Annotated in this window: 9 protein-coding genes; 6 read left to right on the top strand and 3 right to left on the bottom strand. The window is 38.0% G+C overall.

Annotated elements, in window-relative coordinates; all coding sequences use genetic code 11:
- Nucleotides 1-281: 281 nt before the first annotated feature.
- Nucleotides 282-1,802, bottom strand: coding sequence for a DUF1254 domain-containing protein (locus FCS21_RS01700; protein ID WP_222927937.1), 1,521 nt, complete (start codon nucleotides 1,800-1,802; stop codon nucleotides 282-284).
- Between the two features lie 372 nt (nucleotides 1,803-2,174).
- Here FCS21_RS01700 and FCS21_RS01695 point away from each other — a divergent pair, with 372 nt between their 5' ends.
- The gene (locus tag FCS21_RS01695) at nucleotides 2,175-3,650 is read left to right on the top strand and encodes a DUF1254 domain-containing protein (RefSeq protein ID WP_138620247.1); all 1,476 of its coding nucleotides are present in this window, start codon (nucleotides 2,175-2,177) and stop codon (nucleotides 3,648-3,650) included.
- Nucleotides 3,651-3,692: 42 nt separating this feature from the next.
- Here the strand turns inward: FCS21_RS01695 and FCS21_RS01690 are convergent, their stop codons facing one another.
- Both FCS21_RS01690 and FCS21_RS01685 read right to left on the bottom strand, forming a co-directional pair.
- Nucleotides 3,693-4,676 (bottom strand): response regulator, encoded by a 984-nt coding sequence (locus FCS21_RS01690; protein WP_138620246.1) that lies wholly within the window; start codon nucleotides 4,674-4,676, stop codon nucleotides 3,693-3,695.
- Nucleotides 4,677-4,686: 10 nt separating this feature from the next.
- Nucleotides 4,687-8,058, bottom strand: a complete 3,372-nt coding sequence (locus tag FCS21_RS01685; RefSeq protein WP_138620245.1) for an MHYT domain-containing protein — start codon at nucleotides 8,056-8,058, stop codon at nucleotides 4,687-4,689.
- 217 nt (nucleotides 8,059-8,275) lie between these two features.
- On the opposite strand from FCS21_RS01685, the gene FCS21_RS01680 reads away from it, so the two are divergent.
- The 5 genes from FCS21_RS01680 to putA all read left to right on the top strand — a co-directional run bounded on the left by FCS21_RS01680 (nucleotide 8,276) and on the right by putA (nucleotide 16,743).
- On the top strand, nucleotides 8,276-8,704 hold the full coding sequence (locus tag FCS21_RS01680) for a hypothetical protein (RefSeq protein WP_138620244.1): 429 nt from the start codon (nucleotides 8,276-8,278) through the stop codon (nucleotides 8,702-8,704).
- A 22-nt stretch (nucleotides 8,705-8,726) separates the two neighbouring features.
- The gene (locus FCS21_RS01675) at nucleotides 8,727-9,449 is read left to right on the top strand and encodes a 16S rRNA pseudouridine(516) synthase (protein ID WP_138620243.1); all 723 of its coding nucleotides are present in this window, start codon (nucleotides 8,727-8,729) and stop codon (nucleotides 9,447-9,449) included.
- Nucleotides 9,450-9,589: 140 nt separating this feature from the next.
- Nucleotides 9,590-9,904, top strand: a complete 315-nt coding sequence (locus FCS21_RS01670) for a hypothetical protein (protein ID WP_246046946.1) — start codon at nucleotides 9,590-9,592, stop codon at nucleotides 9,902-9,904.
- 75 nt (nucleotides 9,905-9,979) lie between these two features.
- Nucleotides 9,980-12,580: a sensor domain-containing phosphodiesterase gene (locus FCS21_RS01665; RefSeq protein ID WP_246046945.1), complete on the top strand. Its 2,601-nt coding sequence runs from the start codon at nucleotides 9,980-9,982 to the stop codon at nucleotides 12,578-12,580.
- A gap of 323 nt (nucleotides 12,581-12,903) precedes the next feature.
- A complete protein-coding gene (gene putA, locus FCS21_RS01660) occupies nucleotides 12,904-16,743 on the top strand; it encodes a bifunctional proline dehydrogenase/L-glutamate gamma-semialdehyde dehydrogenase PutA (RefSeq protein ID WP_138620242.1) in 3,840 nt (1,279 codons plus the stop codon).
- Nucleotides 16,744-16,911 lie beyond the last annotated feature (168 nt).

Here is a 16,911-nt window from a genome sequence, read left to right as displayed (position 1 = left end):
ATTATAGCCCGAGTATCATTTATTACTAGCTATTCCTAGGGTAACACTGGTTATCTGAATTATGTGTTGTTTTACTAAGTTTTTTTTATTGTTATTGAAAATATTTATTTGATTTTAAAAGATATTTTTATTTTTTAAAGAGAGGTATGTTAAATGCTTAGTCTAGTGATAAGTTGTTACTCGTATAGGGCGCCGCTGAGAACTAAACATAAGTTATCATCAAATTTGGCGCCATCGCTACTGAGTAAAATTATTAACTTAGAAATAATACAGTGCTTTAGTTAGTGGTCTAGTTTGTTAATTAACTCAATCTCACTTGGTCGCCATGTTTTATTAATCCACGGCTCTAATGGACCATACATTCTTAAAATCATAAACCAGCTTTTATTCGGTATCGTAGCCAACCAATTACCTTCTTTGCCTTTTGGTGCGTTTGGACCAAAATATACCTCGTATGAACCATCTTTGTTTTGTTTCATGCCGTCAGTTAAACTACCCACTGTCGGAAATTGCTGGCTAGTTTGCAGCTGTGAGCGAGTTTGTGTGTCATAAAGTGTAACAGCCCAAAAGTTGTTCACTGGCACGTTCGGTGGCAAATGAAGTTTATAGGTTTTTCCGCCATCGAAGGCTTGCTTAGTTGCATCAAGAAAAGCTAATGCATAATCAGATCCTGCACCTGCTTTAGTCACCGCCATAGCAGGCGTTACGCCGCCGGCGTTGAAATAGAATAAGGTCCTTGCATCTAAATCGATAGCACCATTGGCTTCAAACGTGGTATTTTTATTGGCATATGCCATGGTCCAGCTACTATCGCTATCTGGGTAAATTGCTACCCCCTCACTACGAGGTTGTACCGTAATCACACGCGCGGTGGCATTACCAAGAGTACCCGCTTCAACTAAGCGTTTTTTCATGCGTGCATCAGGTTTGAAAGGCTTGCCTTTTACAATACCAATGGCAGCAATTGCACCGCGAACTTCAGGACCAATCGCATCGATAGGCTCTCTTTGAATCATATCGTTAAGAATTTCAAAGTAACGGATATCGTTGGGGAACACAGTATTAAATGCTTGGTGAGACATGTTAATAAATTCAGTTTTTTCCGGTTGCTTAACATTTTTTAATGGATAAATTTTAAGCCCAGATTTAATGTTTGCTACTGCTGGCTGAAGACCATTTTTGATTGAACCACGTAAAAATAAAAAGTTACGATTGGTTTTAGGTTTAAGCAAAAAATAACCTTCGGGTGCTATGCCTCTATAACCCGGTGGTAATACCAGATACTTGCCACCTTTACCTTTGTCAGGACCTGTGACGCCAATATTCCCCACAAAGCGTTGCCAGCCGTCATCGAGAAAGCCAAGCATTCCTGGCGGTACTTCGATAACCGTCGGACCATCGTTACCAAGATCAGTACCTGCGTAAGCATATAACGTTGAGGTATTGGCGGTTACTACTAGTGTTTTAGAATCCATCAGTTGCTCAAACAGCGCTACTTTATTACTTTTATTAGCGCCAGCTGCAGCCAGACCATCAAGCACGGCATTAATTGATACACCGCCCATATTATCTAAGTAAACCCCAAGACCACGGCTGCGATCTAAATTATCGTAAACTTTGCTAATGGTGGCATCCGAAGGGATACCATCAAAAAAATCTAACGTGCCAATAGCAGTTTTAACGTTGTCAGGTATTGAGATAGATTTTAGTGCATCAGTTGTTACTTCTGCTTGTACCATCGACAAGCTAGATAATACTAGTACTGAAGCAGCAATAGAGCGGATAAAAGTGCTTTTATTCATGAGTGAACTTCCCTTTTCGGTTGATAAGTGAACACTAGGTTTATAGTTAATAGCTTATGCAAGCATGTAAATAAATAGCCTTATCTAAAATGCACTTTTAAATTCATTTTATCAAGTCAGGATATGAATATATATACGCCATTATTTAAATATTGGTGTAATAAGCAAGCTTGACTATAATCGATTTGATTACTGTTAGCTTGATCTACAGTGAATAAATATTACGGCACTCTCTTACTCATTTTAGTAGTCAAGAGATATAAACGGACAAAGGTATCATTAACTAAGAAAAGTAAACGATGGTTAATAAACCGCCCATCAATAACGTAAGCTTAGTTTTACCTTTTTATCAATATATAGGACATTATCAGTATGACTTTATTTAAAAAAATAACGGCGAGTGTCGCAGTACTTCTAGCGACATTTTCTCTCATTACCTTAGCACAAAAAAACACAGCTCAAGCTACCCCTAAGTTAGAAGTTGTTGCCGAGCGCGCTTATATCTATGGATTACAGCAAGCGATATTTTACGGACAGCGCTGGATTTACACTCAGAACAACGTTAAAGAAAATGAAATTTATTCCGGCGTAAACAGGATTTTTTGGGTACGTAAGCAGATCACCCCTGATTTTCCGGTTGTGACGCCTAATGCGACAACACTGTATGGTTCAGGCTTTCTTGATTTACAAAATGGTCCTGTTGTGATTGAAGTACCTGAAATAACGGATCGTTATTTCAGTGTTCAAACGATGGATCAATATGGCATTTTCCGAATGATTGTGGGGTCAACTTTTAATGGCACTAAAGCAAGAAAATACATAGTAGTGCCACCTGATTATGAAGGTAATCTTCCATCTGGTTTTCCAACGACGGACGTGATTCAATGGCCATCAAAAACGGCTTATATTGTTGTGCGTATGGCTGTTGAAACGGGCTCTGATAAAGAAATTAAAACAATTAATCATTATCAAGATCAAGTCACTGTAACGCCAGTAGCTCAGTGGCTAGCTAATGCTAACCAAGGCGTTGCTCAAACTGACAAGAAGGTTAAACACGGCAAGTATGTAATTCCTAAAGGGCTTTCTGACTATGCGATGGGACAAGTAGACAAACAAACGGCTGAACAATACTTCACACTACTTCATATTATTTTGAATGATCCGACGTTGACTTTACTCCCTGACTCATCACTTGAGACTGAAATGTTAGCGCAACTTAAGTCGGTAAATATCGGTAAAGGTTTAAATTTTGATTGGTCTGCATTGACAACAGAGCAACAAAAATCGTTAGACACTGGCTTTAAAGCCGGATTTAAAAGTGTTCGTACCACGCTTAAGAAAAATTTAATTAATATGAATGGATGGGGCTTAATACGTAATAGTGGTGGTTTTGAAACACGCTGGATGGATCGCGCCATTATTGCCGATGCTGCTTGGGCAGCGCCAGATAAAAATATTTCACATTCAGGCGCATTTTTGTTCACCGACTCCGAAGGTAAGCTACTTAATGGTAAAAATAAATATACTATGACATTTGATATGAATAATTTACCCCCTGTGACTGAGTTCTGGTCGATTCCGCTTTATGATGCTAATGGCTATTTTGTCGCCAATGAAATAAACCGCTATACAGTGAATAGCTTTATGCTTGAATCAGGTGAACTAGTCGTTAAAGAGGGAAAACTGGTTGTTTACATTCAAGCAGAAAAGCCTAATGATCCAGAACAAGCAAAAAACTGGTTGCCAGCCCCTGTTAACGGTATGCGTTTTACTGCCCGCTTTTATGGACCTTATGTACCTCTTACCGATGGCAGTTACAAAATGCCTAAAGCGATAAAAGTGCAATAATCATTAGCCGGTTAGTGTAGCGCTGAAATGACTGTTTGAGATTTAGTCTTTCCAGCGCTCTTTTATTTCAAGGACTTGTGCTAGCTGCTGTACAAAACAGTCAACCAAATTTGGGTCAAAGTGAAGTCCTTTTTGTTGTTGAATAAAACTTACCGCGTCGTCAACTGTCCAAGCATTTTTATAAGGCCTAACACTGGTTAAGGCATCAAACACATCAGCTAGTGCGACTATTCGTCCTTCAATAGGAATACTTTCACCTTTAAGTTGGTTGGGGTAACCGCTGCCATCCCATTTTTCATGGTGGGTTAATGAGACTAACTTGGCTAAGGCAATTAAATCAGAGTCAGACTCACCTAAAATTTCAGCCCCTATCTCGGGGTGCGTTTTCATTATTAAAAACTCTTCATCAGTAAGTTTGCCCGGTTTTAGCATAATGCTGTCGGGAATACCTATTTTACCAATATCGTGCATTGGTGCGGCATTAAACAAATTATCTGCTTCTGCTTTAGAAAAACCATAGGCCAAAGCAATAACGCGGGAGTAATGGCTCATACGCATCACGTGCATGCCGGTTTCATTATCTTTATATTCAGAGGCTTTGCCTAGGCGTTGAATAATTTGTAAGCGTGTACGTCTTAGCTCTTCAACATCAACGAGCGACAAATGTGTTTTTACCCGTGCTTTTACCACTGCGGGTGAAATGGGTTTAGAAATATAATCTACCGCACCAAGGTTTAAGCCTTTTGCTTCATCATCAGCATCGTTTAATGCGGTAACAAAAATAATGGGGATCATTTTATATCGCGGGTGTTCTTTAAGGCGCTGGCAAACCTCATAACCAGTCATCTGTGGCATCATGACATCAAGTAAAATTAAATCAGGTAGTTCTTTTTCTACTAAACGTAAGGCTTCTTGACCGCTTTTGGCAAAAATTAACTTGTAGGTATCATTTAGTATTTGGTTGAGGATACGTAAGTTGGTAGGTTCATCATCAACAATTAAAATATTCTGTTTACTTTTTAGCATATTACTCAACTTACCTTTTTTTCTGTTCTGCTTGCAATTGTTTAATTAATAGCGTGATTAATTCACCCGCCTGTGAAAATTCAAAATTATTGCAGGCATTGAGGATCGCATTTATTTTATTTGGTTTTAATGGAACGAGATTTTCGAGTTTATTTAACAGTGCTTCATCAAACTGATTATCACTCACATACTGTTTAAGTTGTTGTAAAATGTCAATTGCGTTACTGAGAGTAACTTGATTTGCTAAGTTATCACTTTTAATCATTTCACTTTCGCTATCATTCATTTTATGGACACACTGTTTAATGTGATCAAACTCAAGGATAATTTTTTCTATTGTGAATTCAATGGTAGCCATCTCTTGACTTTCACATGACAACTCTAGCTCGTTAAACATAACCATCAAACGATTCAATGCTAGATTACCAGTGCTCCCTTTAAATTTATGGGCTGCTTTGCGTAGCTGTGGTATTGCTAGTGGTGTTATAAGTTGTTTTAAATTGATAATTTCTGTTGCTGAGTTGTTAATAAAGCGGTTTATTTCAACAAAAAGGTTGGTTTTAGAGCCCCATAAGCCAATACCAGTGTCGATATCAATTTTTAAGGTTGATTTATCAACTGCTGCTATTGTATTGGTTGCTAGGTTGTTAATATTTAATACGCTAGCAATTTCTTTGTTTAATTGTTCCATATCAATAGGCTTGTTAGCAAAACCATCCATACCTGCCTGCTCGGCAGAAAACTTGTCTTGCGGCAGTACGCTGGCGGTAAGGGCAATAATAGGTAAGTGCTTAAGACCGTTGCTACGTTCAAATTCTCTACGAGCTTTAGCCGCTGTTAAGCCATCCATTACCGGCATTTGAATGTCCATTAACACTAAATCGACGGTGTTTTTTTGCATTTGTAGTAGAGCTTGTTCGCCATCTCTTGCCTCTAAAACTTCATGGCCCTTACGTTTTAATAGTAAGGTGAGTAAATTAATGTTTTGATCAATATCATCAACAATCAGTACATGCAGCTTCGGTAGTTTTTGATGACTTTGCATTTGCACTACTTCACTCGTGCGTACTATGGGGGTTAGCGGAATGGTAAAAGTAAATTCAGAGCCTTGTCCTTCAACACTGGTTGCGGTTATCTTACCGTGCATTAACTCGACTAGCTGCTTACTGATAGTAGTGCCTAGCCCAGTACCACCAAAACGTCTACTCATTGATTCATCAGCTTGTAAAAAAGCATCAAATATAGTGTTTAACTGAGACTGCGCAATACCTATGCCTGTATCTTTAATGACGAATTTAACTAAATAGTTATCTATATTATCTATATTATCGGTATTTTCGGGGCTGATGTTAATCGTGATTTTTCCCTGCTCGGTAAACTTGATGGCATTCCCGAGTAAGTTCGTTAATATTTGTCTAATTCTGTCTGGAGCACCATTGAAGTACCCCTGAACCTTAGCATGAATATTAAGATCAAGCGTTAAGCCTTTATTTTGCGACTGTAGCCATAAAGTAGATACCACAGCATCGACTTCTTCGACTAACGAAAAGTCACGATATTCAAGTTGAAATTTACCTTTTTCTAGCTTAGCACTGTCTAATATATCATTAAGAATATGCAACAATGATTTAGCGGATTGATTAATAGTGTTAAGGTATTTACGCTGGCTTGCACTTAGCTCGTCATCGAGTAAAATATCACTAAAACCGATAACAGCATTCATTGGTGTACGGATTTCATGGCTCATATTAGCCAAAAATGCTGAGCGAGTTTCTACTGCTTTTTCTGCTTTGTTTTTGGCCGCAATGACGTCAGATTCCATTTGTTTACGATCGCTAATATCCATCATGAAACCGTCTAAATAATAGTCGTTGCTGGTTTCGCATTTCATTGCCCTACCGTAGCCTAGCATCCATTTTATAACGCCATGACGGTCAATAAACCTAAACTCCATTTTATAACCATCGGGGTGGCGTAAATTGGTTTGTTCGATAATGGTCCTATCTTCGGGGTGAACAAAGTCTCCTAAACTGCGTTTAGGGTTAGGTAGTAAAAAATCACTAGCTGGGTAGCCAATAACTTTTTCAACTTCGTCATTAACATAAGAGTTAGGCCAACCAGGTATATCTAAACATCGGTAAGCAATGCCCGGTATGTTAGTGAGTAAAGAGCGAAACCTTGCTTCATTATTACGTAACTCAGCTTCCATTTTATGTTTATCACGTAAGTCAGAAATAAAAGCGACAAACATATGCTTCTTATTTAGTTCGACATGACCAATACCAAGGCGTACAGGGATTTTATCGCCATTTTTAGTGATTGCTTCTACCTCGCGTCCAGTGCCAATTATTTTGGCGCTACGTGTTTGCAAATAATTTTGAATATACTGGTCATGATTATGCTTGAAAGGCACAGGTACTATCATGTTAACATTATTATTAAGCAGCTCAGCTTCTTGCCAACCTAGCATTAAAGTGACCGCTTTATTAACGCTGATAATAATGCCTGAAGCGTCAATCGTAATAATACCATCTACAGCTGTATCCATTGTTGCCAGCAAGCGCACCTCGTTTTGAGTGGCTTTTTCTGAAATATCTTTGTGTCTAAAAACTAAATTTATCGCTACCACGAAACCAATAATAAACACAGTAATGACAGTAACACCTAAGGCGAGGTAAAAAGAAATATCGTTGGTTTGCTTAGATATTTCTAAACCAGGTGGTAATACAAAACGCGCTGCTGCTATACCGGTATAGTGCATGCCTGAAATGGCAGAGCCCATAACACAGCTTGATATCAGTGTTTTTGTCGTGGTGCTAACGTGTATGTTACCTATACTTTCTAGGGCAAATTTTATCCAAAGCGATAAAATAGCTAACACCACGGCAACTAAAATAGACAGGCAAAAAATCATTAAATCGTAACGAAGTAAGGGCGCCATTTCCATTGCTGACATGCCGACATAATGCATAGTGCCTATGCCTGCGCCCACGAGAACGCCGCCAATCATTAATTGTGTGATGCCTAAGTTATCTCGGGTAAGTAAACTTAATGCAATCCAAGAAGCGAAAATAGCCGGCAACATAGACATCAGTGTGATATCGAATCGATAAGATACTGTGGTACATAGCTCTACTGCTAGCATGCCAATAAAGTGCATTGACCAAACGCCGCCGCCAAGCGCAATACTACCAGCAAATAGCGATATATGTTTACGTGCAAATGATACAGAATTCGCGGCCTGTGAAGCCACTTGTAACCCTATAAATGAAGCCAAAATTGCAATAGAGATAGATAACGTGACTAACCAAGGATTGTGATCTGATACGGCTAATAAACTTTCGTTGGAGTATTGAAACAGCCCATAGAGCTTGTTATGCATAAATAAGTACCGTATAAAAAGAAATAATAAAAGAATTCAATATAGAAGTAATGAGGGATAACTAGCTTATAAACTTCTTGCTAATAACGTGTTCTATCTGTAATTTTTTACTTATGAAGAGTGTTATCGGCAGCTATCTAAAAATATTAATAATATAATCTGATTGGTATAACATAACCATATAATTTATTTTATTGCTACTAGGGTAACTATAAAGATGACTGAAGCGCTACCGATAACGATTAAAATAAATGATGATTTACGAGATCAATTCACTACACTACATTCAGTGACCAATAAACTAGAAGCGCAGTTTAACTTTCAAGCGTTAACAGCAAATTGGTATGGTGATGAAGAAAAGGTTTTATCGATTACATTAAGCTTAGAAACACCAAAAAGTTTCGAACAGCGTAAAGCAGGCTTTGAGCAATTATCAGCTAATAAATATATTATTAGTCATTTTTCAGATGATGTTATTTACTGTGTAAATAAAGCTGAGCAACAAGTATGTTGTGCTATTGCTATGACCAGTTCGGAAATAGACTTACTGGCGTTACATCCTAAGCTATTGACAATTTTTACACAAACTAAGCTACATAAAGTGTTAAATTTATTTGCGAAAAAGCATTCTTTAACAGCTATTTAATGGATGAGGTCTGCGTTATTCTATGGCTATAAATACAACACGTTTAGATCGGCTTATTAGTGAATTTTGCCAAATTAATCGCAAAAAGGTTCGGTTGATTCTTGCGCAAAAAAGAGTTTATGTAGATGGACAGTTAGCTATTGATATTGATCAAATAGTTGACCAATTCTCCTATGTCGTGATGGATAATAAAGTACTGCAAAATAAGACAGCACATTATATTATGCTCAATAAGCCTATCGGTGTTGTTTGTGCGACCAAGGATGAGCAGCATAAAACGGTACTTGATTTACTGAGTGGGCAATTTGAACAAAAAATAATTGATGATTTACATATTGTCGGACGTCTCGACTTAAATACCTCAGGATTAGTACTATTAACGAATGATAGCCGTTGGTCTGAGCGCTTAACCGCACCAGAACATAAGGTAAATAAGTGTTATCAAGTGGTGCTTGAAAATCCACTAACCCCAGAATATATAGAGGCTTTTGCACAAGGTATGTACTTTCCTTATGAAAAAATAACCACTAAACCAGTCGCTTTACGTATCATTTCACCTTTTCAAGCGATCGTCACATTAACGGAAGGTCGCTACCATCAAATAAAGCGTATGTTTGGCCGTTTTCGTAACCCTGTGATTAACTTACATCGTTACTCAATAGGGCAATTAACGTTAGATGAGTCGCTTAAAAGCGGAGAAAGTAGGGTGTTAAGCCAAAGTGAAGTCAGTAGTATAGTGTGTTAATTGGCTTGTTTAGCGTCAATGAAAGTAAATACTTTTTGATATGATTAATAACAATATAGTCTCTCGCAATTTAGACATCCTTAAGTATAATGGTTCAAAGTAATAAATTGTTTTTTAATGTAAATGGAACCGCTAAATTAATGAATAAATTAATAAATAAATCAATATTTTTACCACTGTTAGCCATTACACTCTTAGCAAGTTGTTCAAGTGCTGATAATGTCTGTGAAGATATCACTTTAGCGTCTGAACAAATTCAAGAGTGTCAAGCGTTACATAAACGTATTATTAATGCTAAAGGCGATATCCTTATTCGCACAGAGTTAGAGCGACGCTATCAACAAAATTGTATTGATATTCGTTATTATCGCGATGAAAAACAAGCGGCTATTTGCGGTAATAAACATAAAGTAAAAGAAGTTATTAAATCGGTTAAAGAAGAGACTAAGCAATAACTGTTCAGTCTTTAATGTTAGATTTATCAGCACATTTTTCAATACTAGAGTAATTAATTAAGTGGTATGGTAATTTTGAAATCAGAGAGTCATTATGATGAGGCGACAAAGGTTGCAGAGCAGTTAATACGCACTAAAGATGCTTGTATCTCTGACCTTTCTAAAAATATCGATTTTCTCGAGAAAAAAAATGCCGCTTTGCAAGCTCGTTATACGGCATTATTTGAACTTAACCAACTATCACAAGAATGTAATGCGCTTGATAGCTTTTATCCACAAGTTCATAAAACGATTGCCTCGTTGATGACGGCTGAAAACTTTTTTATTGTTTTATATGACCAAACCTTTGAAACCTTAGAGTTTGTTTATTATATTGATGAAAAGGATGAAAAACCTTCAGGCATTATTGATTATGAAGATTATGAAGGTTCATTGACTCATTTAGTGATTGAGTCAAAGCAACCTTTGCTATTGACTCCTGAATTAGAAAAGCAATTATTTGATAATTATAAAATAACTCAGTTTGGCGCTCGAGGGACAGACTGGTTAGGCGTGCCTTTATTACAAAATGGCCTAGTAATAGGAACGATTACCGTCCAAAGTTATGATGAGAAAGTACGCTACACTGATAATGACTTAAATTTACTAACCTTTGCTGCTCAACATGTTGTTGGTGCAATGGTACGCTTACAAGATCAGCAACGTTTAAAAAATGCCGTTAATGCGCGTACTAAAGAACTAATGGCACAAATTCGCGAACGAGAAAAGTCTGAATTATTACAAGAATCGTTATATCGAATATCCGAATTAACCATGGATCTCGACCTTAATATAGATACTTTTTATAGTAAGGTTCACAATATTATTGGCCAGTTGATTAATGCGCAAAACTTTTTTATTGCCAAGTATGAGCAAGCAACCAATACCTTAAGCTTCTCTTACTATGTAGATGAAAATACAGAGAATTTAATTACTGATTTTCAACCAAGAAAATTATCTAACTTTTACTCTGAACTTGTCTTACGTCGCCGTGAAACGGTGTTGCTTACTTATAAAGAAATGATGGCCTTATATCGTGAAGGCATAACCAAAAAACCACAAGATGATATTCATTCTTGGTTAGGCGTACCATTAATTTATGCAGGTAAGTTATTAGGGGTAATGGTTTTACAAAGTTATGATAATAAAACCACTTATAATCAACAGGATGCTGAATTACTGCACTTTGTTTCTAACCATGTCTCGGCCGCCATTAAACGTCGAGAGTTAGCTGATTTTGAGCGCCGCAGTCATGAATTATTAGAGCAACAAGTTAAACTACGTACACTTGCCCTTGAAGACGAAATAACCCATCGTAAGCAAGCTGAAAAGTTACTACAGCATACTGCCGCTCATGATAGTTTAACAGGCTTACCTAATCGTACTGTGTTTCTTGATTTACTTAATCACGCTATTGCTTGTGCTAAACGTAAAACAGCCTTTTCATTTGCGGTATTATTTTTAGATTTAGATCGTTTTAAAGTTGTTAATGATAGTTTAGGTCATCATGCCGGTGACGTACTATTAAAAATAATTGCTCGAGAATTACTCACCATTGTTCGTGATGACGACACTGTTGCTCGCTTAGGTGGCGACGAATTTGTCATCCTCATTGAAGATCTATCCTCTAATGAAGAGGCATTTGAAGTAGCGCAACGTATTACTGACTTTCTTCAACAGCCTTTTACTATTGAGAACCAATTAGTGTATATCGGGACTAGCATAGGTATTTCATTTAGTAATGAGCGTTACGATGATGCAGATACTATGTTACGAGACGCCGATACGGCTATGTATCATGCCAAAGACAAGGGCAGAGGCCGTTATGAAATTTTTGATGGTAGTATGCATCAAAAGGTACAAAATGCTTTAAGTCTTGAAACTGATATTCGTGAGGCTATTGCATGGCAAGAGTTTATCCCCTATTTCCAACCAATAATTAAGTTAGATGATCAAGCCTTAGTAGGCTTTGAAGCACTAGCGCGTTGGCAAAGTACTAAGCGAGGCTTTGTTTATCCTAATGATTTTATTCCATTAGCGGAAGATACTGGCTTAATAAAAGCCCTTGATATGCAAATAATTGAAGCATCTTGTCAGCAACTCAAAATTTGGCAAGATGAACTAGGCTGTGATGCTATGTATGTCAGTTGTAATTTATTTGCCAATCACTTTTTTAGCACGACATTACCGCAAGATATTGAAAATATTTTACTAAGAACAGGACTATCGCCGCATAACCTTCGTGTGGAATTAACCGAGCGCGCTTTACTTGAAAATGCAGATATTGTTCTGACTAATATGCAAGCGCTAAAAAATTTAGGGGTTAAAATTCTACTGGATGATTTTGGTACGGGTTATTCAAGTTTAGGTTATTTGCATCGTTTTCCTATTGACGTATTAAAAATTGATAAATCGTTTATTAGTAATGTTCATGAGCATGCCAATCACAGAGCTATTATTAAAACGATTGTCGATTTGGCTAACAACTTACATATGTCTACGGTAGGTGAGGGCATTGAAAGTTTAGTTGATGCGCAGTTGTTAGAGCAAATGGATTGTGCATACGGGCAAGGTTATTACTTTGCTAAGCCGATGTCGCCTCAAGACGCAACCAGCTATATCATTGAAAAATCATAAAGTCTTACAGCTTAATCTACTTTTACTTATCTCATAATATCCACTCTTGAATCTTGATCTCTTCTCGTCGTTAACACTAAGGATCAAACTCATATCAATGGAAGGTTCAAACTCATGCCAATGGTATGATACCCTCTCTTTTATTATATAAACTATACTTTAAATCTTTAAAGTCTCATAACAAGTAACATCAGTAATTAACCTATTTACGCTTGTTCTTTTAGAGTGCTTTTATATATTTGATATTATTATTTGTGCGTTATAGCGCGAATAAGACTATAACCAAAGCAGTATACTACTTGCTTGTATTTGAGGAAATAACCATGCTTTTTACTGGTTCACTAATTACCGATTGCCCGATAAGACAAAAGATTCGTGACTTTTATCGTATTGATGAAAATATCGCTGTTGATCATATCTTACCTGCAGCTGAAGTAAATGTAAGTGCCCGAAGTCGCGCTTGGGATCGTGCCCGTAAAATGGTCTTGAAAATTCGTCAAGATCAAGAAGGTAATGGTGCAATAGATTCACTGCTTAATGAGTATTCATTATCTTCAGAAGAAGGTGTTGTACTCATGTGTTTGGCTGAAGCATTGCTTCGCGTGCCTGATAAACACACCCAAGATGAATTGATTCGCGATAAAATATCGCAAGGTCAGTGGAGTACACATTTAGGGGCTAGTGATTCATTATTTGTTAACGCGTCATCTTGGGGGTTGTTAATAACCGGCTCCATGGTTAATTATGCCGACAAGCGTAAAAAAGAACAATTTGGTTTATTGAAAAAAACAGTAGGTCGTTTAGGTGAACCTGTTATTCGTAAATCAATGAACTATGCGATGAAAATTATGGGTAAACAGTTTGTGATGGGGGAAACCATTAAAGCTGCTACCGAAAGGGCTGCCACCAAAGAACAGCAAGGTTATGTGTACTCCTATGACATGCTCGGTGAAGGCGCTCGTACTATGCTTGATGCCGACAAGTATCTTAAAGCCTATGTTGATGCCATTACCGCTATTGGTGAAGTGGCTGTGGCTTCGGGCAAAAATGATCCGCGTAAAGTACCTGGTATTTCAATTAAACTATCTGCTATACACCCACGTTATGACTTTTTAAATAAAAATCGTGTTATCAGCGAAATAGTACCCAAGTTAAAGGCTTTATGTTTGCAAGCTAAGCAGTACAATATTGGTTTAACGGTTGATGCTGAAGAATCTGAGCGTTTAGATATTTCGTTAGACATCATTGAAGCGGTATTTACTGATAGTGATTTAGGTGATTGGCAGGGCTTTGGTTTAGCATTACAAGCGTATCAAAAGCGTGCTATTCATGTCGTTGACTGGTTACGTGATTTAACATTACGCACTAACAGAAAAATGATGGTGCGTTTAGTCAAAGGTGCTTATTGGGATACTGAAATTAAAAATGCCCAAAAAGATGGCTTGAGCCACTTTCCGGTTTTTACCCGTAAGTCATCAACTGATGTGTCATATCATGCCTGTGCCAATAAGTTATTAGAATATCGCGATACTATTTATCCGCAATTTGCCACACATAATGCTTATACCGCTGCCACTATTGTTGAGTTAGCGGGCGATGATAAAGCCGGTTTTGAATTTCAATGTCTCCATGGCATGGGCGATTCTTTATATGATCAAATAGTCAGTCAAGAAAGCATTCAATGTCGCATTTATGCGCCCGTTGGTTATCATGAAGACTTACTCGCTTATTTAGTACGTCGTCTATTAGAGAATGGCGCAAACTCTTCATTTGTTAACGCTATTGTTGATGAATCGCAGCCAGTTGAATCACTACTTGAAGATCCGGTAGAAAAAACGCAACGTCTAAAAATAAAATACAATGGTCAAATTGTTCTACCCATTGATCTTTATCGTTCAGAAGGCAATGGCGCTGCTGGGCAAGGGCGTGATAACTCTAAAGGTTTAGATTTAACCGATATTAATGAAATTACGCCATTGAAATTCGCACTAGATACCTGGTTTGTCGACCATTTATTGAATAAAAATGAGGTGCCAGAAGGCGCTAATGCCGTAGTGAACCCAGCTAATCACTGCGAAATTATTGGCTTTCATCAACATACCAGCAAAGATGATATGTTGATGATGATTAATAATGCGGAAGCGGCCTTTAGTGACTGGTCACAAACACCTGTTGATGAGCGCGCCGCATTGCTTTGCCGTATTGCTGATATTTTAGAACGTCATATGGACGAACTTATTGCGCTTTGTATTAAAGAAGCCGGTAAAGTCGCACAAGACGGTATTGATGAAGTACGTGAAGCAGTTGATTTTTGTCGCTATTATGCTGCCCGTGCCATTGAGTTAAGTGAAGACGACCGACTTGAAGCCCGTGGTGTGGTGTTATGTATTAGTCCATGGAACTTTCCGCTAGCTATTTTCTTAGGGCAGGTGACTGCAGCTATTGCGACCGGTAATACTGTTTTAGCAAAACCCGCTGAGCAAACCGGATTAATTGCGCTACGCGCACTTGAAATGATGCGTTCAGTGGGGTTGCCTGAAAACGTAGTACAAGTGGTTATTGCCCGCGGCAGTGTTGTCGGTAGTACTATTATTCCTGATACCCGTATTCAAACCGTGATGTTTACCGGTTCAACGCAAACCGGCACCCATATTTCACAAACCTTAGCTGAGCGAGGCGGAGACCAAGTGCCTTTTATTGCTGAAACGGGTGGTCAAAACTGTATGATTGTTGACTCAACCGCATTGCCTGAGCAAGTCGTTGATGATGTTATTTCATCAGGCTTTCAAAGTGCAGGTCAACGCTGTTCTGCGTTGCGCGTACTGTTCTTACAGGAAGATATTGCTGATACTGTGATCACTATGCTCCAAGGTGCCTTAGCTGAGTTACATGTAGGTAACCCTGCTAAATTGAGCACTGATATTGGCCCAGTTATCGACCAAAAGGCATTGGATGAATTAAATGCCCATAGCGATTACATGAAATCGCACGGTAAATTACTCTATCAATGTGAATTTTCAGATGATGTTGTCGATGAAGACGGTCACTTTTTCTTTGCACCGCGTTTATATGAAATTGATGATATTAGTGTATTAAAGCAAGAAGTATTTGGTCCTTGTGTGCATGTAGTACGCTTTAGAGGTAATGAGATAGAAAGTGTTATTGATAAAATTAATGGCACAGGTTTTGGCTTAACCATGGGGATTCATACACGTATAGAGCACCGCGCTTTTGATTTAGCTAAACTATCACGTGCTGGTAATATTTATATTAACCGTAATATGATTGGTGCGATTGTTGGCGTTCAGCCATTTGGTGGGCGTGGTCTTTCAGGTACTGGTCCTAAAGCCGGTGGTCCAAACTACTTAACGCGTCTAGTCAAAGAAAAATCAACCCCTGATGAGGAAGAGTTTAACCCGACCAATGCAGAATTAGCTATGTTAACAGGTGACGCTGCTGATAAACATGAAGCAATACGCATCATGGATAAAGCAAGTTGGGCGGAAAAAGAGTGGCGCTTAACTGAGTTAAATACCCGTACTTCTTGTGTTCGTCAGTTGCTTGCTAAAATTGCTCATGTTGAAATTGTTGATGATTTAGCTGATGACTTAAATAAAACGTTAGCGGCAGCACGATCGCAGTTGATTGATATTGAAAAGCGTTTGAAAAAACCACAACACTTACCGGGACCAACAGGTGAGTCTAATATCATTTATTTAGAAAACCGCGGTAATATTATTTGTTATGCTGATGAAAATGTAACCTTACATTTTTGGGTGCTATCTATTGTGACGGCACTGGCTACCGGTAATACGGTAATTGCAGTTGTGTCAGATTTATTCTATCAAGAGGCATTAGCCTTTAAAGATAAATTTGTTACCACAGGAGCCAATAAAGATGTTTTCCAAGTCGCTAAGCTATGTCATTTAGAAACTATGCTTAACCATCCTGCGTTATCAGGTGTTGTGGTGGACAGTCTTTGTGAGCGTAAACATTACATGAGTGACAAACTTGCCCAACGTGATGGTGCTATTTTACCGGTGATAAGTTCTGAATATTTCGACAATATGATCCAACGTTTGGTGACAGAAAAAACGGTCAGCATTGACACTACTGCTTCTGGCGGCAATACCTCGTTGATGACTATGATTGAAGCTGATTAGGCTTTAGCTTAAAATTATTGTTACGGCTACTATCAATAGTCGGTAAAACGCGAATGAACTCATCAGTTTATTCGCGTTTTTTGTATTATAAGCTTTATTGCTTGTAGGCTTGGTATTATAAAAATTTCATTAATTAACTGCTCTACTTTATACGCTATCTCTTACTTG

The organism is Colwellia ponticola, from assembly GCF_005885605.1.
GTDB lineage: Bacteria > Pseudomonadota > Gammaproteobacteria > Enterobacterales > Alteromonadaceae > Colwellia > Colwellia ponticola.
Note: the sequence above shows the minus strand (reverse complement) of the source record. Positions and strands in the feature narration are given on the sequence as shown.